The sequence below is a fragment of the Candidatus Rubrimentiphilum sp. genome (genome assembly GCA_035710515.1).
Classification (GTDB): Bacteria; Vulcanimicrobiota; Vulcanimicrobiia; order Vulcanimicrobiales; family Vulcanimicrobiaceae; genus Rubrimentiphilum.
Window position 1 is genome coordinate 65632 of sequence record DASTDE010000003.1, and the last position, 20426, is coordinate 86057.

The window sequence follows — 20426 nt, forward strand, 5'->3', positions numbered from 1 at the left end:
AGGAATAGCGCGAAGACGAGACCTTCATGTGAGGGGGAGTCTAGCATGGCTAGACCGCCGCTGTCAATTTTCGAGCAGTCCCCTTAAAGAACGTGTAGCAGAAGGCACCATCGGCTTCGGCAGTCCGGTTCAGATGGGCTATGCCCCGGTCGAAATCGGCCTCGGTGATAAGCCCCGCTCGCAGCGCGGATTGCCGGGCGCCCGCGATCATCGTCTTTCTCGTGAACCCTTCGATCAGGCCGGGTTTGCTGCCGTCAACGTAGACCATCCGCGGAGAAACGCGCACGTCGTCAAAGCTGGCTTCCGTCAACAGAGGATAGAGCGCCCTGCCGATCAGCGCATTTCCGCCCGCACGGGATTGCAGCTCGACAAGGCACCGGATTGCGTCGCGCGCGTACTCGCTATCCGGATGAAAGTATGCGGAACCATGATCGCCTTCGATCGCGGTGATCGTTCCTCCGGGCTTCAAGACGCGTTTCAGCCCCCTCAGCGCCTCCGCCGGCTTCGCCAAGTGTTCGAGAACGAAGCAAACGAAGACGTGATCGAACGACTCGGCAGAAAACGGCAAATCAAGAATATCCGCCTGCCGAAAGGTTACGTTCCCGACGCCCGCCGCCGCAACGGCCTCCTTCGCTTCCGCGATCGATGTTTGCGACAAGTCAATGGAGGTTATCAACGCCTTCGGACTATGCTTTGCCAGCGGAATCGTTTGTGCGCCGACGCCGCAGCCGGCTTCCAAGACGCTGCTTCCTTCCGGATAAAACGTATCCGCGTGCAGCAGCTCGACGAGCGTTGCGGCTTGATCTTGCAGCCGGAGGTTTTCTCCCGGCTCGTAGCCGTGGACGTAGGCGCCGGCCACCGGCGTTACAGTCCCAGGGCGTTGCGAACGATGCGGGCGCCGTTCTCGCTGAGCACGGATTCGGGATGGAATTGCACGGCCGTGATGGGAAGCGTCCGGTGCGCGATCGCTTGGACGACGCCGTCGGAGCTGCGGGCGCAGACCTCCAGCTCGTCCGGCAGCGAACCCGGATCGAGGCAGAGCGAGTGATAACGCGTGGCGTGCAGCGGTGAGGCGAGACCCTCGAAAAGCGTGCCGCCGCGATGCGTAATAGCCGAGACTTTGCCGTGCATCGGTTCGGGTGCGTGGGTAACCTTCGCGCCAAAAGCTTCGCCGATGGCTTGCAGGCCGAGACACACGCCGAACACCGGCATCTTCCGTTTCGCCGCATCGCGCACGAGCTGCACGATCTGCGGCGTTTGGCTGGGATTTCCAGGTCCCGGCCCGATGACCAGCGCGTCGTAACCCTCCAGCAGTTTGGCGTTCAAGCGCGGATCGTCGTTGTGCACGACCTCGGGCATCGCGCCTTGCTCGGCCAACAGGTGCACGACGTTGTACGTGAACGAATCGAAGTTATCGATGAACAGTATTTTCATTACACTTCGACTCCGCTCAGGGGCCCTTCGCCCTTCGACGAACTCAGGATGACAAGGCATTTCGCTGAAGGCGAAACGCTACGCTCAGGATGACACATTGGCGACCTCCGCGTCGCGCTTTGACACGCTCAATATGACGCGTGCGATCTCCGTTTTGCTCATGATCTCGTCGTATTCGGCTTCGGGATCGCTGTCGGCAACGATGCCGGCAGAGGCCTGCCAGTGCGCGTTTCCGCCCTGCACGTGCATGCTGCGCAGCGTAATACACGAATCAAAGTCGCCGCCGTGCGCCCAGCGGCCCACGCTGCCGGCATAAAAGCCGCGCGCGACCGGTTCGAGCTGGTCGATCAGCTGCATCGCGCGGATCTTCGGCGTTCCGGTGACGGTGCCGGCGGGAAAGCCCGCGGCGAAGAGATCGAGCGCGTCGCACTCCGGGCGCAAGGTGCCCGTGACGTCCGATACGATGTGCATCACGTGGCTGTAACGCTCCAGCTGCAGCAGTTCGACGACTTTGACCGATCCGAACTCGCAGACCGCGCCCAGATCGTTCCGTCCCAAATCGACGAGCATCACGTGCTCCGCCCGCTCCTTTTCATTTGAAAGCAATTCGGCGGCGATCGCAAGATCCGCGGACTCGTCCACGCCGCGGGGCCGCGTGCCCGCCAGCGGCCGGATGCGCGCTTTGCGTCCCTCGAGGCGCACGAGAAATTCCGGCGAGGCTCCGAGCAGTTGACCGAACGGAGCATCCACGTAAAACATGTACGGCGACGGGTTGCGCGACCGGATCGCGCGATAGAGATCGAATGCCGAACCCTGCAGCGGCGCCGTAAACCGGATCCCGAGCTGCAGTTGATAGACCTCGCCGTCCGTGATATTTTCTTTGACTTCACGGGCGCGATCGAGGAACTGCGAACGATCCATCGAGCAGCGTACCGGTTCGGATCCGCGCACGCCGGCCGGCAGAGCGGGACGCGCGGTTAAGAGCCGTTCGATGTAAGAGTCGATCTTCGCGTCCAGTTCGCTCGCGTCGGATCCGCACGTCCAGATCGTCAGTTCGTCGCTGAAGTGATCGAAGATAAGCCACGTCGCCGGCAGCGCAACGTATGCCGCGGGCATGGGCGGATCGGCGTCGCCCCTCGCCGGCAGACGCGCGAACGAACGCGCCGCGTCGTAGGAAAATGCCACCAGTGCGCCGCCGCGGCCGTCGGGATCGTCGATATTCTTGCGATGCTCGTTTACGAACGACCGGATGTTCGCGAGCATGTTGCCGTCGTCCACAAAGCTGCGCGCGTCGAGATAATCCACGCCCAAGAACGAATAACGCGAGATTCGTCCGCCGCTTTCAACGCTCTCTAAGAGGCACGCCGCCCCGGGCGCGGCCAAAGCTGCGAGCGCGCCGATCGGCGTCAGGGTGTCGGCCGCGATCGTACGGCTGCGCGAGGCGAGGGTGGGCATCAGGCTTGATTGGCTTCGTCGAGTTCGCGTTCTTCCTTGCGGGCCTGGCGGGCGGCAAATTCGGCGAGGCGCCGCTTCTTCAGCAGCTCAAGCGCCTTGCGATCGCGCATGGCGGGCAGAAGCGCGGCTCTCGCCGCATCTGCTTCATCGGAATATCGCCGCGCGACGGCTCGAAGTTCGGCGATGCTTCTTTCAAGCTCGGCGATGGTCGCGGCACTATCCGGATCCCAGGCGTTCACGCGCGCGGAAAAATCTGATTCGAGCCGGTTGAGCCGGACTTGAATTTCATCCAGGCGCCCCTGCGCTCGTGCGAGGATCTGCCGCTTTGCGTTCTCGACGGCGCGCCGCTGTGCGAGCAACGCTTCCAGCGGAAACGTAAAGCTCAAACTGCGAGTTGCGAACGTTCCGGGCCGACCGAGACACACTCGATCGGGGCGCCCAAAGCCTCCTCGATACGCTTTACGTAGGCGCCCGCGGCAGCCGGCAGATCCGCGATGCGGCGCACCTCGGAGAGATCGTCTTGCCAACCGTCCACGTACTCGAAGTCAACCTGCAGATTCGAATCCGTCGCCGACGCGAACGTCGCCGGCTTGTTCCCCAGCCGATATGCGGTCGCGATCCCGATGCGCTCGAAACCGCTCAGCACGTCGAGCTTGGTAATGCACGCGCCGGTCAGTCCATTCACGCGCGCGGCATATCGCGCTGCCACGGCGTCGAACCATCCGCAGCGCCGCGGGCGCCCGGTGACCGTGCCGAATTCCGCGCCGCCGCTGCGCAATCGCTCCGCACTTTCGTCGGGCAGTTCCGATGGAAACGGACCGCCGCCGACGCGCGTGGCGTAGGCTTTGACGACGCCGCGCACGCTCTCAATCGCGTTCGGCCCGACGCCCAAACCGATGCATGCTGCGCCCGCCAGGGTATGCGAGCTGGTGACGTAGGGATAGCTGCCGTAGCCCACGTCCAACAACGTGCCCTGCGCGCCTTCAGCCAGGACTCGCTGACCGCGCTCGAGCGCGCCGTGGATGTACTCGACGCCGTCAACAACGTGCGCGCGTAACGGCTGCGGAAGTTCGCCGGAGCGCATGAGAGCGCCGAACGTCACGCCGCTGCGGGCAACTTTGTCGACGTAAGCGGGACCGATTCCGCGCCCGGTGGTACCCAGCGCAGCGCTTCCCCGCGCTTCTTCCGCCAGCCGGTCGGCCTCGGCGTGACGCGGGAAAACGACGTGCGCGCGGTCGGAGATCTTGATCCGCGTAATGTCCACACCGATCGCTGCCAGCGCATCGAGCTCCGCGCGCAAACCATCGAGGCTCACGACGGTCCCGCCCCCGATGAAGAGCTCGCAGCGTTCGTTGAGGACGCCCGAAGGAACGATCCGCAGCGCTAGTTTGGTGTCGCCGACGCGGATCGTGTGCCCCGCGTTGTCGCCGCCGCCGAATCGCGCCACGACGTCGTAATCGCGCGCATAGTAATCGACGATCCGGCCCTTTCCCTCATCGCCCCACTGGAGGCCGACGATTACGTCGATGCGTCACCCATCGGAATGAGCGGCACGCCGCCGAACGACGTCATGACGTACTCGCTGAAAAGCGCGTTGGGCCAGCCGAAATCAGCGCGCGTATAGCGTTTCGGATCGTTCGGATCGAAGGACTCGTGCAAGAGGTGATCGCCGGGATCGCTCGCGAGCACTTGGTTGAGCACGTCCTGTTTTTCCGTTTGCCCGCTGGCCGTCAGCCCTTCCATCACCAAAGCCAGCGGCCACACCCAATGATCCGGGGTATGATAGCTGCCGATGCCGCGCGCGATGTTGCCCGTGTAATACGACGGATTGTCTTGCGAGAGCAAGAATGCACGCGTATTCAAATAATTCGGATTGGTGACGCTCGTGTATCCGATGTACGGGGCTGAAAGCAAGCTCGGAACGTTCGCGTCGTCGGTAAGAATCGCGTGCCCGAGCCCATCCACTTCATAGGCGTAGATTTTTCCATATTTCTTGACCGGCACCAAGCCGTACGTTTGAATGCCGTGCTCGACCTGATCGCGCAACGTCTTGGCCTGGTCAGCCTTGGCTGCGTTGTGATAGACTTGCCGCTCGATCTGCGCCATGTCGCCGAGCGCCACGACCGCGAACATCTCGGATGGAATCAAGTAGTTGTAGTAGCTCGCGTCGTCCGATGGCCGGAACCCGGTCCAGATCATTCCCGTGTAACCGGTTGGGCGGCCCTTTCCGTCGTTCGGCAGCTCTCTATGGGTGTAATGCGAATTGCCGTGGTTTTGCTCGCGCTGCATCGTTGCGAGGATCGCATCGAACGCTTTGCTCTCGTCGTCGGTGAAGATCGAGGCGTCGCCGGTGACGTGCCAGTAGCTCCAGGCGAGCGTTACCGGGTAGGCCAGCGAGTCGAGCTCGTACTTCTCTTCCCACACGCGATAATCGAGCGTGAACGCGTTCGCGTACGGATCGACCTGCACGTATTTTGCTTCGCGTGCGATGATGGCGCGCAGAAGCTCGCGCACCGCGGGGTCGCTCTTTGCATAATAAAGGTACGGACGCACTTGCGCGCTGGCATCTCGCAACCACTCGGCCGGAATGTCGCCGGTCTTCACGTAGGCCGTTCCGTCGGGCGCGAACTCGGCCAACTTGGTCGTATCGAGCAACGCGGTGCGGAACATCGTTTGCAAATGGGCGTTGGAATTTTGGTATTGCGCGGCCGCCCGGACAATCGATTGGATCTCCAATCCTGAGGCCGGCGCGACCGCGACGAGCGCGATGGCCAAGAGGCCGCAAAATGTCGAAATCCGGCGATGTATGGAGCCCGTCACGACAGCGCTAGCGCGGCCAGCTTCCGTGCGAGTACAACGCGGGCAGTTCCCGGTAGCGGCCTTGGTAGTCCAGGCCGTATCCGACGACAAAAACGTCCGGGATCTCGAAGCCGCGATACTTCACGTCGAGTCCGGCGATGCGGCGGTGCGGGCGGTCCAGCAGCGTGCAGATCTCCAGTGAAGCCGGCTGGCGCGCGCGCAGCGTACGCGACACATATTGCAAGGTTAGGCCGGTGTCGATCGTGTCCTCAACCAGAATTACGTGCCGCCCCTCAACCGACGCCGAGGTATCTTTGACGAAACTCAAACCTTCCGCGTCCTGATAGCGTGTCAGCGCGATCACGTCAAATTCGCACGGGATCTCTATCGCGCGCGTCAGATCGGCTAAGAAGACCGCTGAGGCGGTGAGAACGCCGACGATCATCGGATTGAGTCCGGCATAGTCTTTCGAGATGGCGGCGCCGAGTTCGCGCACCCGCGCCGCGATGGCGGCTTCGTCGAAGAGTTGGTCCGCGATCACGACGCGCGTGCCATCCGATTCGAAAACACGCGCTCGATGTCGCGGCGCGTGAACAATTTTATCTGAATGTCCGGAAAGGCTTGGCGTAACAATCTGACCTTACGATTCTTGCGTGTCAGCAAGCGCGGGCTGACGACCGTCATTTCGACGAACAGGTCGTACTCCGGGAGATAAAAATCGGGCGTGAACCACTCGCTCACGAAGCCACGCGAGTCCCAACTGATCGGAAATGCACATGGTTCGTATTTCCAATTGACCTGATAGAAGTCGAGGAGGCCGGCGAATTCTTCTTCGCTGCGATGCGCGAACCGGGCGACAGACGTTGCCACGGACTTACATCTACGACGGCCCTGTGAAAAACTCCGCCTTGGCAGGCAGGAGCACTTCGAACCGAGCTCCGCCCAGCGGCGAGTCGCTGACGGCGGCGCTCCCACCAGCCCGCTCGGCGATGAGCTTGACGATTGCAAGGCCGATCCCCGCGCCATGCCGGGCGCCACTCGCTTTGCCGCGCACGCGCAGCGCAAAGACGGCTCCGCGCTCAGGCGCACTCACCCCGGGCCCGTCGTCGTCCACCGTAATTCTGACGTATTCCTTATCGGAGCGCAGTGTAATGCCGATCGTGCCGTCATCGTTTCCGTACTTCGTAGCATTTTCGAGCAAGTTGATCACCAGTTGCAAACAGGCGTCGGAATCGATGGACGCGGGCGCCGGTCCGGGCGCGTCGAGCCTGACGGTCATGCCGCGAGACCCGGCGAGCGGAGCGACGATCTCGGCCGCCAGCGCGATCTGTTCGGCGGCGTCGCAGCCGCGCGTTCCAAAGTCGGCGGCCGAAAGATCGAGCAGCGAGAATTCAAACATTCCGTCGATCATGCGGCCCATGCGCACGGCTTCGCGTTGAGCCGTCTGCAAGAAACGCGCCGAAGTCGGCGAGTCCAGCTCGCCGTCGATGAGGGTTTCGAGGTACCCGCGGATCGACGCGAGCGGCGTTCGCAGCTCGTGCCCGATTGCGGCGAAGAATTCGTACCGCTCACGCTCGCGCGCACCTCGCGCGAGCGCGCTCTGTATCTCCTGCCGAAACGGCACCTTGGCCGAAGGCGCGATCAGCGCCCAGCCGGTTTCAACCTCCAAGCCCGTCTGCTCCGCCATTTCGGATGCGATGCGTCCGAGGATCGCGCGGCAGTTTGCCGCTGCCGGACGGGTCGCGCCGCGAGACGGCGCGGCGACCACAATCGCAAAGACGTCGCGGCCGGATTCGTGCAAACACCGGTCGCCCGCCCGCAAAACGCGTGACGCTGCCGCGCGAAACGCGAGCGCGGCGCGCCGCTCGATGCGGCGGGCGGCGCGTTTGCCCTCGCGCCATGCGACCTGCTCCAATTCGGGCAGACGCAAGACCAGCAGCGGCAGCTGCGTGTTATCGGAGAGCGAATTTATAGCCGAAACCATGCACGGTTTGCAACACGCCGGACAACTTGCGTTCGTCCTCGAGCCTGCGTCGCACGCGGCGGACGTGCACGTCTACCGTCCGCTCGTCGCCCTCATAGTCGAAGCCCCACACTTTTTCGACCAGCATCTGGCGCGAAAGCGCTACGCCGGCATTGGCCGCGAGTTCCAGCAAGAGCGAGAACTCGCGCGGCTTGAGCCCCGCGTCCGCGCCGTCGACGCGCACTTCGCGTGCCGCTTCGTCGATTTCAAGCCGGCCGAACTTCAAGACCGGCGGATGTTCCTCGTACGCCTTGCCGATGCGGCGGGCGATAGCTTTTACGCGCGCGATAACTTCTCGCGGCGAAAACGGTTTGGTTACATAATCATCCGCGCCCAATTCCAAGCCTACGATGCGATCGATTTCATCCGCTCGCGCGGTCAGCATGATGATCGGCAGCTCGCGCTTCTCGCGGCGGAGCGTTCGGGCCACTTCGAAGCCGTCGATTGCCGGCAGGCCGACATCCAGGATCAGCAGGTCGGCCCAGTTCCGCGCCACGCGCAACGCCATGTTTCCGTCGGCGGCGACGTAGACATTGAGGCCCTCGCGCTGTAAATGATGCGCCAGCAGGTCGCGAATGCTGGCGTCGTCTTCGGCGATAAGCACGCGCAACGCCGGCATGCTCCGGAAAGTGCCCGGCGCTACGAAGCCTGTGCCACCTCGGCGAAGGGTCCGAATTCGGCCGCATGTTCGCGCAGCTTCCGATAGATCAGCGGCGCGGGAAAGCCCAAGCGCTCCAAGGCCCTGGCAGCTGACGGATAACTGAGCTCCGCCTTCGCGCGAAAGAGTTTGGTGAGGGCCAGGCTCAACCGCCCGGCTTCATCTACGGAACTCAACTGCACGGCCGCGTAAGCCGCATCGCGATCGATGCCCTTGCGCACGAGCTCTCCGACCAGGCGCGCGTCGCCGACCGCCTTGTGTTTGCGCTCCACGTAGAGATGCGCGAAGAGTTTGTCGTCAATGTAGCCGTCGCGCTTGCAGCGCTCAACAGCCTCGCGAATATCGTCGTCGGTATAGCTCTTGCGCTCCAGCTTCTGCCAGAGCTGCGCTTCGGTGAGCCGGCGCAGCGCCAGCATGCGCAACGCCGTCACGTACGCCTTCATTAATCTTCGGCGATAACTGCCGTTGCGGTGCCGTTGCGCGAGACCGTCCCGCTGAGTTCTTCGCGGATCTTGCCGGCGATGGCGTCGGCGAGATCCGTGTGCTCTTCCAGATACGTCTTGGCATTCTCGCGGCCTTGGCCGATGCGCTCCTCACCGTACGTGTACCACGAGCCGCTCTTGCCGACGATGTTGCGCTCCAGCGCGATGTCCAAAATCGAGCCCATCTTGCTGATGCCGCGGCCGTAGGTGATGTCGAACTCGGCCTGACGGAACGGCGGCGCGACTTTGTTCTTGACGACTTTGACGCGCGTGCGCGTGCCGACGACTTCCTGCCCGACTTTGATCTGCTCCAGTTTGCGCACGTCCAGGCGAATCGAAGCGTAGAACTTGAGCGCGCGTCCGCCCGACGTGGTTTCAGGGCTGCCGAACATTACGCCGATCTTTTCGCGCAGCTGATTGATGAAGATCATCACGGATTTGCTGCGTGAAATGGCAGCGGTAAGTTTCCGCAGGGCCTGCGACATGAGCCGCGCCTGCAGGCCGACGTGCGTGTCGCCCATGTCGCCTTCGAGCTCGGCTTTGGTGACGAGCGCTGCCACCGAGTCCACCACGATGACGTCGACTGCGTTGCTTCGCACGAGCATCTCGGCGATGTCGAGCGCCTGCTCTCCCGTGTCCGGCTGTGAGACGAGCAGGTTGTCCAGATCGACTCCCAGCGCCGCCGCGTACGTCGGGTCCAGCGCGTGTTCCACATCGATAAAGGCCGCCGTGCCGCCGCCTTTTTGCGCTTCGGCAATGGCGTGCAGCGCGAGCGTCGTCTTTCCGCTGCCTTCCGGCCCGTAGATTTCCACGATACGTCCGCGCGGAAATCCGCCGACGCCGAGCGCGAGATCGATCGCGATCGAGCCCGTAGGAACCACTTCGAAGGCCATCCGTTCGCTGAACTCGCCCATCCGCATGATCGAGCCTTTGCCGAACTGCCGCTCGATCTGCGCCAGGGCGTTGTTCAGGGCGGTCTGCCGTTCGTCCGATTGCGCTGCCATGTTCTCTCCTAACCTTTAGCGTCTATTACGTTTATATAATCACGATATAGGGTGCAAGTGCCAAGGGGGTGGCACTCAAAAAGTCGCTTCCTCAAAAAGTGCACCAATAAATTCCGAAGGAACGAAGGGCCGCAGGTCCTCGACACTCTCGCCCAGGCCAACGAGCTTGATCGGTACCTCTAGCGTGTCGACGATGGCCACCAGCACGCCACCCTTCGAGGTCGAGTCGAGTTTCGTCACGACGACGCCGGTTAGCGCCGTTGCTTCGTGAAACAGCTTCGCTTGCGAGATAGCGTTCTGGCCGGTCGTCCCGTCAAGGACCAATAGCGTCTCCGAGGGCGCATGGCCCAGCTCGCGTTCGATCACGCGGCGCATCTTCTTTAACTCTTCCATAAGATTGGTCTTGGTCTGCAGACGGCCGGCCGTGTCCACGATCACGACGTCCGCACCGCGCGCGCCCGCAGCCTGCAGTCCGTCGAAAAGCACCGAGGACGGATCCGCGCCTTCTTTGCCGCGCACGAACGATGCGCCCGAGAGCTGCGCCCAAATCTCCAGCTGCTCCGCCGCCGCGGCGCGAAACGTGTCGGCCGCAATAAGCAACACGTTCTTGCCTTCACCGCGCAGCCGCGCCGCGAGCTTGCCGGTCGTCGTCGTCTTGCCGCTGCCGTTGACCCCCACAACCAAAATCACCGACGGCTTCTCGCGCAGGTCGAGTTCGGCGTTGGGAAGCGTCAGAAAGCGCTCGACGTCCTTTCGAAAACGCGCCACGATCTGGTCGCTGGTGCTCCACAGTTCTTGTTTGGCGACGGTCTTTAAGCCGCCGACGATCTTTTCGGTCGTGGGCACGCCGAAATCGGCCAGAAGCAAAAGCTCCTCGAGCTCGTCCCAGAGTTCGGGGGTAATCGGCTTGCGGGCCCGGCCGAGTTCCTCGACCCCCGCTAGTGCCTCCCTCGCCATCCCGAACGAGGCCCGGAGCTTGGTTAGCCAACTCACGGAATCAAGGCTTCCACGCCCCTAATCGAACTCCTGTTCGATTGAACATCCCCTCGTCGCGGGCGCACAGCGCCCTACTCGGGGGTCCTTCGACAGTCTCAGGATGACACCGGGGAACGAACTCTCCATTGCCAGGGATCAGGCCGGGGGGTCTTTGCGGACGTATTTCTGCTTCATCGTCGGGTCGCCGGCCCGGTAGCCCAAGTCCGCTTGGAGCTCGCGCAGCAGCGCTCGCAGATGAATCACCGCCTGCGCGTGGATCTGGGAAACCCGTGACTCGGAGACGTCGAGACGCTCCTTGATGTCCTTGAGCGCTTTGCCTTCGAAATAGTAGAGCGCGATAACGGTGCGTTCTTGCGGCGGAAGTTCTTCTACCGCTTCGATCAACGCGCGGCGGAGCTCGCGCTGCTCCACGGGCGCGGTGATATCCACTTCCGCGTCGCGCAACGTGTCGGCCAGCGGAATGCGGTAGCCTTTGTCGCTCGGCAGCGGATCCTCGAGCGACAGCAGCGACGTGCCGCGCACGCGCTGCAGCAGCGCATTGTACTCGTCCATCGGCATGCCGAGCCGCTGCGCTACCTCGAGGTCGGTTGGAATGCGCCCGAGCTTCGTCTCGAGCTCCTGATGGACTCGTTCCAACTCGCGGGCGCGCTGACGCACGGCACGCGGCACCCAGTCAAGGGCACGCAGCGCATCGATGATCGCGCCGTTGATCCGCGTTATCGCGTACGTCTCGAATTTCACGCCGCGCGAATCATCGTATTTCTCTATCGCGTCGATGAGTCCGACGATCCCGTCGTTGATGAGGTCGTTCAGGTCGACGTTGGGCGGCAGGCCGACCGAAATCTTTCCGGCCACGTATTTGACGATGTGCAAATACTTGTGGATGACTTCTTCACGCGTACATTCGACGCCGTTGATGACGTAGCGGCGCGAGGTGCCGCGCGGATTCACGTGTACCTGATTCGCGGATTAACCGCTGCGTAGAGCAGATCGACGATCGTGTTGACGACCACGAACACGGTCGCGAAAAGCAAGATGACGCCGTTGACCAGCGGCATGTCGCGATTGCTGATGGCGTCGAACGCCAGCCGCCCGACGCCGGGCCACGCAAAGATGTGTTCGGTCAGCACCGCGCCGCCGAGCAGCAGCCCGGTCTGCAGACCGATGACGGTCAGAATCGGCACGAGCGCGTTCCGCAGCGCGTGATGCAAGAGCACGGTGCGTTCGCTCAGGCCTTTTGCGCGCGCCGTGCGGATGTAATCGCTGCGCAAGACGTCGAGCATGCCGCTGCGCGTGATCTTCGCGACAATCGCCAGCGGTATCGTTCCGAGCGTCAGCGCGGGCAGCACCAAGTGCCAGAGCGCATCGCCGGCAGCTTGCCAGTTGCCTTCCAGAAGCGCGTCCAGAACGATCAGATGCGTGATCGGCGTAACGGTATACTGCAACGAAATGCGCCCCGATATCGGAAAGAGATTGAGCCCGTAATACGATGGTACCACCGAGAGCAGGTACACAAGCATCCAGCCCAGCCAAAAGACGGGAATCGAAACGCCCAGCAGCGCCAGGCTCATCGTGAAGGCGTCCGTCAATGACCGGAATTTTACAGCCGCGATGATCCCCAGCGGCACGCCGAAGGCGATCGCCACGATCATGGCAGCCAGCGCCAGCTCGACTGTGGCCGGAAAATACTGCGCCAGTTTGCCGGAAACGCTGTCGTTATCGACTATCGAACGGCCGAGATCGCCGTGCGCCGCGTGATCCAGGTACAGTCCGAGCTGCACGTACCACGGTTTGTCCAAGCCGAGCGACGCGCGTAGCGCAGCGGCTTGCGCGGCGGACGCATGCTCGCCTAGCCGAATCGCAACCGGGTCGCCCGGAATCAATTTCATGAATCCGAAGCTGACGATCGTAATCGCGACCAGCACGAGCACCAAGCGGATAAGCCGCAGTGCGACGAATCTAGCCAATGGAACGGGCCGCGAAACGCAGCGCTTGGCCGTAGAGAAAGAGCCGTTCGAAAGGCGTCCGCTCGCGATCCTCGCGCTGCAGAATGTCCACGAACCGCGACGATTTTGCGAGTTGATCGAACAGCACGGCGTAGCGCGAAGGCTTGCGTTCCAAGAAACGCATGAGCTCCGCGCGATGCTGCAACCGCTTGTAGAACCGTTTCTTCAGCGCCGAGCCGTACCGCGCATACGCTCGTTCCGGACGGGCGCGCGACTCTGTCACGGCCTGAGCCGCATACCGGCCGCTCATTGCCGCTTCGTAAATGCCTTCGCCGTTGGTTGCGTCCACCAGCCCGGCTGCCGTGCCACCGACCATCGCACCGGGCGCCGCAATCGCGGGCCGCGGCAGCGCGCCGTACAACAGATGCCCTTCGAGCTTGGTCGCGAATTGCGCCGCCGGATAGAGTCGCGAGCGAACGCGTTCGGTAAAGATGTCCAGCTCTTCGCGCAGCTGCGCGCCGGGCATCTTCCCCATTATGCCCAGTCCGATCGCGAGATGATCGCGTTTGGGAAACATCCACGCCACCGTCATGCGTCCGTCGCGCGTCGCAAAGTAATGCATCTCGAGCGTTTGATACGCGATCGCGGCCGCTGGCCGGTCCAGATAGACGCGGTACTGCAGCGTGGTGACGAGCCCGTCTTGCCAGCCCTCGTACGCAAATTCGCTCGTCTCGAGCTTGGCCGTCGACCCTTGCGCGAGAAAGACGTTGCGCGCGGCGATCGTCTTATGCGCGCCGGCTCGCAGATCGGCATACTCGACGAGCGTGCGATCGTTTTCGCGGCGCAATCCGCGAAAGAGCGCGGACGTTCGAACGTCGGCCCCTTCTTGCGCGGCTAGCTGGCCGATCGTTCCATCGAGTTCCTCGCGTGTTGTGGTGTGCCCAGGGCGAATTGCGAGACCGTACTCCCGGCCGGCCGTATCGAAAAGCGCGAGGCGCGGTGTATCGCAATGCACGATCGCCCGCGGCAGATCGAACTCCTCGCAAAAACCCGGGCGCAATCCGGCGGCGCAAACGCGCTTGGCGCCGACGGTGCTGTCCTTTTCCAGAACGACAGTGCGGATGCCGGCCCGCGCCGCTTCGCGTGCCGCCACGCCGCCCGCCGGCCCACAGCCGACAACGACGAACTCGGCTTGCTCCATGATCGTAGTCGTTTCGGCACGCCTGGCCGCGCGCCCGTTCCCCCGCTTAAGTCCGTGCGTCGAAGGTGAGGATCGGATAGTCGAGCAGGCGTGGATCGGCGGTGACGAGCGACCGGCTCTCCGAGAGCGCCTGCGCAACGAGAATACGATCGAACGGATCGCGGTGACGTTCGTCGAGCGAGGCCAAGGCCAGGACGTGATCGAGCGCTATCGCGAGCATAGTGGCGCCCGACCGCCTCAAGCGCGTCCGAATATATTCAGGAGCCTCCATCGGCAGATCGAGCTTGCCGCGTCGATTTTTTAAGACGATCTCCCACGCGCTCGCGACCGAAAGCGCGAGATCGTTCTCCGCGTCCTCGAGCAACGTGCGCGTCTTGCGCCCAAGGCGTTCGGGCGCGAGCCCCATCCATAGCCAGACGTGGGTGTCGAGCAGCAACTTCATTCGACGTATTCGCTGAACTCGTCGGGCACAAACGTATCGAAGTCAGCCGCGAGGCGAAACGGCAGCCCCTTGTCGTAGCCAAGTTCGCGTTTCTTCCCAGTCCGCTCGATTGGAACCAGCCGCGCGACCGGCACGCCGGCTTTTGCGATGACCACTTCTTCGCCGCGTTCGACATCATGAATCAACGCCGAAAAACGCGTCTTCGCATCGTGAATGTTCGCCCGTTTCATGGCCTTAGTTTAGTGGACTAAGGTTAGTTAGTCAATGCTTAAGTCCTCGACTTCGCTCGGGCGCCCTTCGACTGCGCGCTCGCTTTGCGAGCGCCGCTCAGGATGACAAGAGGGACGCTGTGGCTAATTCGCGGCCCCTATGCATTCAGTAAGCGGGATCAGCTCTTCAATGGCAATCTACCTGGGACTGGGCGCGGGTGTGCTCGCCATCCTCTACGGGATCATCCTTATAAGCTGGGTCCTGGGGCGTTCGCCGGGCAACGCCCGCATGCAAGAGATCGCCGGCGCCATCCAGGAAGGCGCCATGGCCTTCCTGCGCCGCCAATATATAACGATAGGCGGCGTCGCGGTTGTGCTCTTCATCGTCATCTTTATCGGACTGAAATGGCAGCCGGCCGTCGGGTTTTTGATCGGCGCGGTTCTGTCGGGAGCTGCCGGCTTCATCGGCATGATGGTCTCGGTGCGCGCGAACGTCCGCACCGCCGAAGCTGCGCGCGGCGGAATAGCGCCGGCGCTGGCGGTTGCGTTTCGCGGCGGCGCCGTAACCGGGCTGCTCGTCGTCGGTCTAGGCATCCTCGCCGTCGCAGGCTATTACTGGATATTACTTACGGTCAACCATGGCGACGAAGCGCAATCGCTCGCCGCGATGGTCGGCTTGGCGTTCGGCTGTTCGCTGATCTCCGTCTTTGCGCGTCTGGGCGGCGGTATCTACACCAAGGCCGCCGACGTCGGCGCCGATTTGGTCGGCAAAGTTGAAGCCGGCATCCCTGAAGACGATCCGCGCAACCCGGCGGTGATTGCGGACAACGTGGGCGACAACGTCGGTGACTGCGCCGGCATGGCTGCGGACCTTTTTGAAACGTATGTCGTTACGACGGTCGCCGCAATGCTGCTCGGCAATCTGCTGCTCGGCAACGTCCCCGGCGCAACGACGTTCCCGATCGTCATCGGCGCGATCTCGATCGTTGCCTCAATCGTCGGCACGTTCTTCGTGGGGATCGGCAAAGTCGATCGCGCGCGGATCATGAATGCGCTCTACGCCGGACTGGGCGTCGCAGGCATATTGTCGGCGATCGTCTTTTACTTCATTACGAATCGTGAATTCGGCCCCGCCGGCATTACGGTCGGCACCGGCGCGTTAGCGCGCCACGTTGCGCCGATAAACATTTGGGCGTGCGCGATCATCGGTTTGGCCGTGACCGGACTCATCACGTGGATTACCGAGTACTACACCGGCACGCAGTTTGGACCGGTGCGCCGCATCGCCAACGCTTCGGTGACGGGACACGCCACCAACATCATCGCCGGGCTCGCCGTTTCGATGCAGGCGACCGCGCTGCCGGGGTTAGTGATCGTCATCGGTATTTTGTCCTCGTACGCGCTCGTCGGACTGTACGGCGTCGGCATCGCGGTCATGGCGATGCTTTCGATGGCCGGCATCATCGTCGCGATCGATTCGTTCGGACCGATTACGGACAACGCGGGCGGCATCGCCGAGATGGCGGACTTGCCGGCCGAAGTGCGCGGCGTGACGGATCCGCTCGACGCCGTCGGCAACACGACCAAAGCGGTTACAAAAGGGTATGCGATCGGATCGGCCGGTTTGGCGGCGATCGTTCTCTTTGCGTCGTTTTCGCAAGAGCTCAGCGCCAAGTGCGCGGCGCACGCCGGCTGCGTGGCCGGCGCCGGTTTGTTCAGCATCGAGTCGCCGTACGTGCTTGCGGGGCTGCTGATCGGCGGATTGCTGCCGTTCTATTTCTCTTCGCTTTCAATGGAAGCGGTCGGCCGCGCCGCGGGTTCCGTCGTCGAAGACGTACGCCGCCAGTTCCGCGAGAATCCGGGCATCATGGCCGGCACGTCGCGGCCCGACTACGCCAAGACTGTCGACATCGTCACGCGCGCGGCGCTCAAAGAGATGGTCGTGCCGTCGCTCATTCCCGTGGGCGTTCCGGTGGTGATCGTGATCCTCGGCGTACTCGGCGTCTTCCGCGGAATCAGCGCGGCCCAAGTAATGGGCGGCGTGCTCGTCGGTGCGATCGTCACCGGGCTGTACCTGGCGATTGCCATGACCAGCGGCGGCGGCGCGTGGGACAACGCCAAGAAATACATCGAGGACGGGCACCTCGGCGGCAAAGGCTCCGAGGCGCACAAAGCTGCCGTGACGGGCGACACCGTGGGCGACCCCTATAAAGACACGGCCGGCCCCGCGATCAACCCGATGATCAAGGTGCTCAACATCGTCGCTCTGCTATTGGTAGCATTTCTCATTCACTAGCCGTTAAGCGAGCTGCCTTAGGGCAGCTCGTATATCCTCATCGGCATAGTCATCCGCGCGAAGCCGCTCGACGGCCCTGCGCCGCAGCTGGGCCGGATCCGCACTGTAGATGCGCTTAGAAAGACTTTCCGTCAAGCTGAACCCCGTCTTGTAGCTTGCCATCAGCGCTCGCGCGAACTCGTCGTACATCAACTCTTTTATGCGAACGCGCGAGTCGATCTCAATCATTCGGCCGGATAGCGCTTCGCGGCATTTGCCGTTAAAGAATTCGCCCGTATGCAGCTCGAGAGCGACGCGGTCGATGTTCAAGTCGACGCCGTCCAAGAACGATTCGATCGTCACGGGAAGCCGTAGCTCTTTGATCCATACGGTGTCGTGCAACTGCCAAATATCCAGCCAAAAAGTCGTCCCTCTCGGCTTCCAGCGATACCCGCCCAGGGGAGTTCCGGAAAGATAGCCGGGAGAAGCTTTGAGAATCGCTTCCAGGTCTTTTGTATCGATAATGAGATCGATATCTTTCGGGCGCGTCGCAACGCCGGTGGTCTCCGCTCGCAGCAGATCGCGCAAAAAGCCGCCGACTAAATAAGCCTTGGTGGCATGCGGAAAACGCTGCAGAAACTCGGAAAGCGGCTTTTCGACTTTGTACTCACGGAGCCGCTCCCACGCCCGATCGAGGAGGCGTTCGTCTTTCGCAGCGCTCACGATCAATCCATCGGCCCTCTTAAGCACCACGCTTAGTAGCCGCAAGCAAGCGCCGGCTAGCTGGGACGAACGGCTCTAAGGGTACGTACGTTTTATCGACATGAGGATGAGAATGATGAAGCGATTCTTCGGAGCGGTCACGGCGGCGGCTCTGGCATTGGCCTGTTTCGCACCCGCCGTAGCGGACACGGCGCAAGACCAGCAGACCGAACTCCAAATCGGCCAGCAAGTCTACCAGCAGCTCCAACAGAAGGGCGAGATCGTCACGAACTCGCCGTATTACGCCGTCCTCACGCCAATCGCCAACCGTATCAAGCGCGTTGCCGACCAGCAGTACTTCACGCCATTTCATTTTATTATCGTCAACGAAACCTCGCCGAACGCGTTCGCAGTCCCGGGCGGCAACGTCTACGTCACCACCGCGATGATGCGGTTCGTCAAGAACAAGGAAGAGCTGGCGGGCGTTCTGTGCCACGAAACGTCGCACGACATCCATCATGACGTCTTGAATCTCTATCAAAAAGATCAGCGCCTGAGCCTCTATGGCACCATCGCCGAACTGCTCTTGGGCCGCGGCGCCAACGGAATCGCAAACACCGTCATTAATTTAGCCGCTAACCTCGAAGCGACGCATTTCTCGCGCCAAGTCGAGGAGGCAGCCGATCAGAAAGGCGCAATCACGTGCGCCCAAGCCGGGCTGACGCCCTATGGCTTGATTTGGCTCATGCAGGCGTTTCAGAACATGAATGTGTCGAACCCGCCTGAGATCATCTCCGATCATCCCAGCGATGCGCACCGCATTGGGGCGCTGCAGGACGAATTCGCCAGAGACCCTGGGACGTTCTCAAAGTTTAACCCGCAGATCGCGTGCGGCACGCCGCTGAGCTACAGCGGTCTATACGATCAATACAAGGGCGGTTGCGGAATCCCGCGCAGGCAGACCGGCTCATCCGTTACGGCTACGCGCTCGGGCATAACGCACATCACTCCGGTGAGCGCGACGAAGAAATCTAAGTGCCCGGCCGGCTGGAAATTCTGCTAGCGCTACCAGCCGCCGGAAGCGCCGCCCCCGCCAAAGCCTCCGCCGAATCCGCCGCCGCCTAGACCGCCACCGAAACCGCCGCCCCCGCTGCTCCCACTGCCGATGCCGGTTCCCAGGAACCACAGGCCCGAGCTGCCGCGCGGGCGTTTACCCGCTCGTACTCGCGCCAGAAAGATCAATAACCCGAAGATAAAGAGAAAGATGATCAGCGAGCCGACGATGCTGCGCGTCTCATCGCTGCTCGTAGCCGGCGTCGCCACCGGATGACCGATTTGATCTTTGAACGACGGCGTAATCGTGAGGAGCATGCGGTCGACGCCGGCCTGCACCGCAGCGTCCGGATTGCCGGCGCGCATCGCCGGACGGATCGTTTCGTTGATGATGCGGCTGGAGTCGGCGTCGGTTAACGAGCCTTCCAAGCCGTAGCCGACTTCAATTCTGATCTTGCGATCCTGCATGAACAGGAACAGGACAGCGCCGTCGTCCTTGCCCTTGCGGCCGATCTTCCACGTTTGGGAAGCGTTTACGGTCCAGTTTTCAAGCGGAACATCACCGGTCGTCTGACCGATCCACACGATCACGCGATGGCCGGTAACGTCCTCGTAATGATTGAGTTCAGTGTCGAGTTTCTGGACTGTCGACGACGAGAGCGCGCCGGCGTTATCGGTGACATACTCGGTGGGGCGCGGCGGAGCGGTGAGCGCGGCGGCCAGCACGACGGCGGCAATCATCGCGCGTTCTCCTTCGGAAAATGTGCCTGGAATTGGTCGCCGACACGTTTGATGCCGTGCACCAGTGCGGCGGTCATGTCGCCTTGCTTAAAATGGGGCGTCATGCCGGCGACGAGCTCTTCCCAGAACGCGTCCCCGACACGCTTGTGGATAGCATCGTCGCCATATACGGCAAAGCGTCGCGACTTCGGCGCCACCAGGAAGATCACGGCGTTGCGGTGCGTGTGACGGTGCAGGTCGGCTTGGTGTAAATGCTCGCGCGCGGATTCCAGCGCGTCGGGAGTGTCGTGCGGAACTATCCGGACCGCGACGCGTCCCGTCGTACCTTGCTCCGCCGCGTCAATCGCCGCCCGGATGCGATCGCCGTCGATCTCTTTCATTTAGAACGTGACTTTGGGCGCAGTCTGGGATCCCGGCTGGGCTTGGAAGTATGCCTTGCTGGCGAAGCGCGATCCAAAGATGCCCGCGATCATGGCGGTCGGGAATGTGTTGCGCTTGGTGTTAAACTCCTGCGCCAATTCGTTGTAGCGGCGCCGCTCGACTGAGATTCGGTTTTCGGTTCCTTCGAGCTGCGACTGCAAGGTCAGGAAATTCTCGTTCGCTTTCAGATCGGGGTAATTCTCCACCGTCACCAGCAGCCGCGAAAGCGCCGAACCAAGATTATTCTGCGCCTTTTGGAACTGCGCCATCGCATTGGGATCGTTGGCCGCGTTCTGAATCACTTGCGGCGAGAGCTGCCCGACGCTCGCGCGAGCTTGCGTAACGGCGATGTAGGTGCTTTTCTCGAAGTTCGCAACGCCCTTGACCGTAGCCACCAAGTTGGGCACGAGGTCGGCGCGGCGCTGATACTGGTTTTCAACTTGCGCCCACTGCGCCTGAACCGCCTGGTCGAGTGTCACCAAACTGTTATAGGTCGCGCCGATGGCGATGGCGATGATAACGACGATCGCCAGCACGATCCAGATGCCGTAGGAACGGGGGCGTTCCTGAACTTGTCCCATGTTTT

Annotated in this window: 24 protein-coding genes; 2 read left to right on the forward strand and 22 right to left on the reverse strand. The window is 62.3% G+C overall.

Annotated elements, in window-relative coordinates; all coding sequences use genetic code 11:
* Positions 1–49: 49 nt before the first annotated feature.
* From VFO29_07585 to VFO29_07670, 18 genes are all read right to left on the reverse strand, one after another.
* A complete protein-coding gene (locus VFO29_07585) occupies positions 50–859 on the reverse strand; it encodes a methyltransferase domain-containing protein (protein ID HET9393361.1) in 810 nt (269 codons plus the stop codon).
* 5 nt (positions 860–864) lie between these two features.
* Positions 865–1434, reverse strand: coding sequence for an aminodeoxychorismate/anthranilate synthase component II (locus VFO29_07590; protein HET9393362.1), 570 nt, complete (start codon positions 1432–1434; stop codon positions 865–867).
* Between the two features lie 84 nt (positions 1435–1518).
* Positions 1519–2889, reverse strand: a complete 1371-nt coding sequence (locus VFO29_07595) for an anthranilate synthase component I family protein (GenBank protein ID HET9393363.1) — start codon at positions 2887–2889, stop codon at positions 1519–1521.
* Positions 2889–3275, reverse strand: coding sequence for a flagellar FliJ family protein (locus VFO29_07600; GenBank protein ID HET9393364.1), 387 nt, complete (start codon positions 3273–3275; stop codon positions 2889–2891). Before VFO29_07600 ends, VFO29_07595 begins: the two co-directional genes overlap by 1 nt.
* A complete protein-coding gene (locus tag VFO29_07605; protein HET9393365.1) occupies positions 3272–4417 on the reverse strand; it encodes an adenylosuccinate synthetase in 1146 nt (381 codons plus the stop codon). The genes VFO29_07600 and VFO29_07605 overlap by 4 nt, the downstream gene beginning before the upstream one ends.
* Complete coding sequence (locus tag VFO29_07610) at positions 4408–5664, reverse strand: glycoside hydrolase family 125 protein (protein ID HET9393366.1); 1257 nt, start codon at positions 5662–5664, stop codon at positions 4408–4410. Before VFO29_07610 ends, VFO29_07605 begins: the two co-directional genes overlap by 10 nt.
* 52 nt (positions 5665–5716) lie before the next feature.
* Complete coding sequence (gene hpt / locus VFO29_07615) at positions 5717–6229, reverse strand: hypoxanthine phosphoribosyltransferase (protein ID HET9393367.1); 513 nt, start codon at positions 6227–6229, stop codon at positions 5717–5719.
* Entirely contained in the window at positions 6226–6558 is a 333-nt protein-coding gene (locus VFO29_07620) for a hypothetical protein (protein HET9393368.1), read from the reverse strand. The genes hpt and VFO29_07620 overlap by 4 nt, the downstream gene beginning before the upstream one ends.
* 10 nt (positions 6559–6568) lie before the next feature.
* A complete protein-coding gene (locus tag VFO29_07625) occupies positions 6569–7672 on the reverse strand; it encodes a HAMP domain-containing sensor histidine kinase (GenBank protein ID HET9393369.1) in 1104 nt (367 codons plus the stop codon).
* Positions 7641–8330: a response regulator transcription factor gene (locus VFO29_07630; protein ID HET9393370.1), complete on the reverse strand. Its 690-nt coding sequence runs from the start codon at positions 8328–8330 to the stop codon at positions 7641–7643. The genes VFO29_07625 and VFO29_07630 overlap by 32 nt, the downstream gene beginning before the upstream one ends.
* 20 nt (positions 8331–8350) lie before the next feature.
* Positions 8351–8812 carry a regulatory protein RecX gene (locus VFO29_07635; protein ID HET9393371.1) on the reverse strand — a complete coding sequence of 154 codons (462 nt, stop codon included), beginning with the start codon at positions 8810–8812 and terminating at the stop codon, positions 8351–8353.
* Positions 8812–9855 (reverse strand): recombinase RecA, encoded by a 1044-nt coding sequence (gene recA / locus VFO29_07640; GenBank protein ID HET9393372.1) that lies wholly within the window; start codon positions 9853–9855, stop codon positions 8812–8814. The genes VFO29_07635 and recA overlap by 1 nt, the downstream gene beginning before the upstream one ends.
* A gap of 75 nt (positions 9856–9930) precedes the next feature.
* Positions 9931–10848, reverse strand: coding sequence for a signal recognition particle-docking protein FtsY (gene ftsY / locus VFO29_07645; GenBank protein HET9393373.1), 918 nt, complete (start codon positions 10846–10848; stop codon positions 9931–9933).
* A 138-nt stretch (positions 10849–10986) separates the two neighbouring features.
* Positions 10987–11802, reverse strand: a complete 816-nt coding sequence (locus VFO29_07650; protein ID HET9393374.1) for a FliA/WhiG family RNA polymerase sigma factor — start codon at positions 11800–11802, stop codon at positions 10987–10989.
* Positions 11799–12818, reverse strand: a complete 1020-nt coding sequence (locus VFO29_07655) for an ABC transporter permease (GenBank protein HET9393375.1) — start codon at positions 12816–12818, stop codon at positions 11799–11801. The genes VFO29_07650 and VFO29_07655 overlap by 4 nt, the downstream gene beginning before the upstream one ends.
* Positions 12811–13998 (reverse strand): NAD(P)/FAD-dependent oxidoreductase, encoded by a 1188-nt coding sequence (locus tag VFO29_07660; GenBank protein HET9393376.1) that lies wholly within the window; start codon positions 13996–13998, stop codon positions 12811–12813. Before VFO29_07660 ends, VFO29_07655 begins: the two co-directional genes overlap by 8 nt.
* 46 nt (positions 13999–14044) lie before the next feature.
* Complete coding sequence (locus VFO29_07665) at positions 14045–14440, reverse strand: type II toxin-antitoxin system VapC family toxin (protein ID HET9393377.1); 396 nt, start codon at positions 14438–14440, stop codon at positions 14045–14047.
* Entirely contained in the window at positions 14437–14670 is a 234-nt protein-coding gene (locus VFO29_07670) for a type II toxin-antitoxin system prevent-host-death family antitoxin (GenBank protein HET9393378.1), read from the reverse strand. Before VFO29_07670 ends, VFO29_07665 begins: the two co-directional genes overlap by 4 nt.
* 169 nt (positions 14671–14839) lie before the next feature.
* On the opposite strand from VFO29_07670, the gene VFO29_07675 reads away from it, so the two are divergent.
* A complete protein-coding gene (locus VFO29_07675) occupies positions 14840–16945 on the forward strand; it encodes a sodium-translocating pyrophosphatase (GenBank protein ID HET9393379.1) in 2106 nt (701 codons plus the stop codon).
* Positions 16946–16948: 3 nt separating this feature from the next.
* On the opposite strand, the gene VFO29_07680 is transcribed toward VFO29_07675, so the two are convergent.
* Positions 16949–17647, reverse strand: a complete 699-nt coding sequence (locus tag VFO29_07680; GenBank protein ID HET9393380.1) for a hypothetical protein — start codon at positions 17645–17647, stop codon at positions 16949–16951.
* A 112-nt stretch (positions 17648–17759) separates the two neighbouring features.
* On the opposite strand from VFO29_07680, the gene VFO29_07685 reads away from it, so the two are divergent.
* Positions 17760–18689: a M48 family metalloprotease gene (locus VFO29_07685; protein HET9393381.1), complete on the forward strand. Its 930-nt coding sequence runs from the start codon at positions 17760–17762 to the stop codon at positions 18687–18689.
* A 2-nt stretch (positions 18690–18691) separates the two neighbouring features.
* Here the strand turns inward: VFO29_07685 and VFO29_07690 are convergent, their stop codons facing one another.
* From VFO29_07690 to VFO29_07700, 3 genes are read right to left on the reverse strand one after another with little or no spacing between them, the layout of a single operon-like run.
* Positions 18692–19420 carry a TPM domain-containing protein gene (locus tag VFO29_07690; protein ID HET9393382.1) on the reverse strand — a complete coding sequence of 243 codons (729 nt, stop codon included), beginning with the start codon at positions 19418–19420 and terminating at the stop codon, positions 18692–18694.
* Complete coding sequence (locus VFO29_07695) at positions 19417–19800, reverse strand: TPM domain-containing protein (GenBank protein ID HET9393383.1); 384 nt, start codon at positions 19798–19800, stop codon at positions 19417–19419. Before VFO29_07695 ends, VFO29_07690 begins: the two co-directional genes overlap by 4 nt.
* A complete protein-coding gene (locus VFO29_07700; protein HET9393384.1) occupies positions 19801–20421 on the reverse strand; it encodes a LemA family protein in 621 nt (206 codons plus the stop codon).
* Positions 20422–20426: the final 5 nt, after the last annotated feature.

Bases quoted from the DNA above. Each gene is read 5' to 3' on its own strand.
- VFO29_07695 (HET9393383.1), bottom strand. From the start codon at position 19,800: ATGAAAGAGATCGACGGCGATCGCATCCGGGCGGCGATTGACGCGGCG.
- VFO29_07675 (HET9393379.1), top strand. From the start codon at position 14,840: ATGGCAATCTACCTGGGACTGGGCGCGGGTGTGCTCGCCATCCTCTAC.
- VFO29_07635 (HET9393371.1), bottom strand. From the start codon at position 8,812: ATGAAGGCGTACGTGACGGCGTTGCGCATGCTGGCGCTGCGCCGGCTC.
- VFO29_07700 (HET9393384.1), bottom strand. From the start codon at position 20,421: ATGGGACAAGTTCAGGAACGCCCCCGTTCCTACGGCATCTGGATCGTG.
- VFO29_07590 (HET9393362.1), bottom strand. From the start codon at position 1,434: ATGAAAATACTGTTCATCGATAACTTCGATTCGTTCACGTACAACGTC.
- VFO29_07670 (HET9393378.1), bottom strand. From the start codon at position 14,670: ATGAAACGGGCGAACATTCACGATGCGAAGACGCGTTTTTCGGCGTTG.
- recA (HET9393372.1), bottom strand. From the start codon at position 9,855: ATGGCAGCGCAATCGGACGAACGGCAGACCGCCCTGAACAACGCCCTG.
- VFO29_07625 (HET9393369.1), bottom strand. From the start codon at position 7,672: ATGGTTTCGGCTATAAATTCGCTCTCCGATAACACGCAGCTGCCGCTG.
- VFO29_07630 (HET9393370.1), bottom strand. From the start codon at position 8,330: ATGCCGGCGTTGCGCGTGCTTATCGCCGAAGACGACGCCAGCATTCGC.
- VFO29_07595 (HET9393363.1), bottom strand. From the start codon at position 2,889: ATGCCCACCCTCGCCTCGCGCAGCCGTACGATCGCGGCCGACACCCTG.
- VFO29_07660 (HET9393376.1), bottom strand. From the start codon at position 13,998: ATGGAGCAAGCCGAGTTCGTCGTTGTCGGCTGTGGGCCGGCGGGCGGC.
- VFO29_07685 (HET9393381.1), top strand. From the start codon at position 17,760: ATGATGAAGCGATTCTTCGGAGCGGTCACGGCGGCGGCTCTGGCATTG.
- VFO29_07690 (HET9393382.1), bottom strand. From the start codon at position 19,420: ATGATTGCCGCCGTCGTGCTGGCCGCCGCGCTCACCGCTCCGCCGCGC.
- VFO29_07665 (HET9393377.1), bottom strand. From the start codon at position 14,440: ATGAAGTTGCTGCTCGACACCCACGTCTGGCTATGGATGGGGCTCGCG.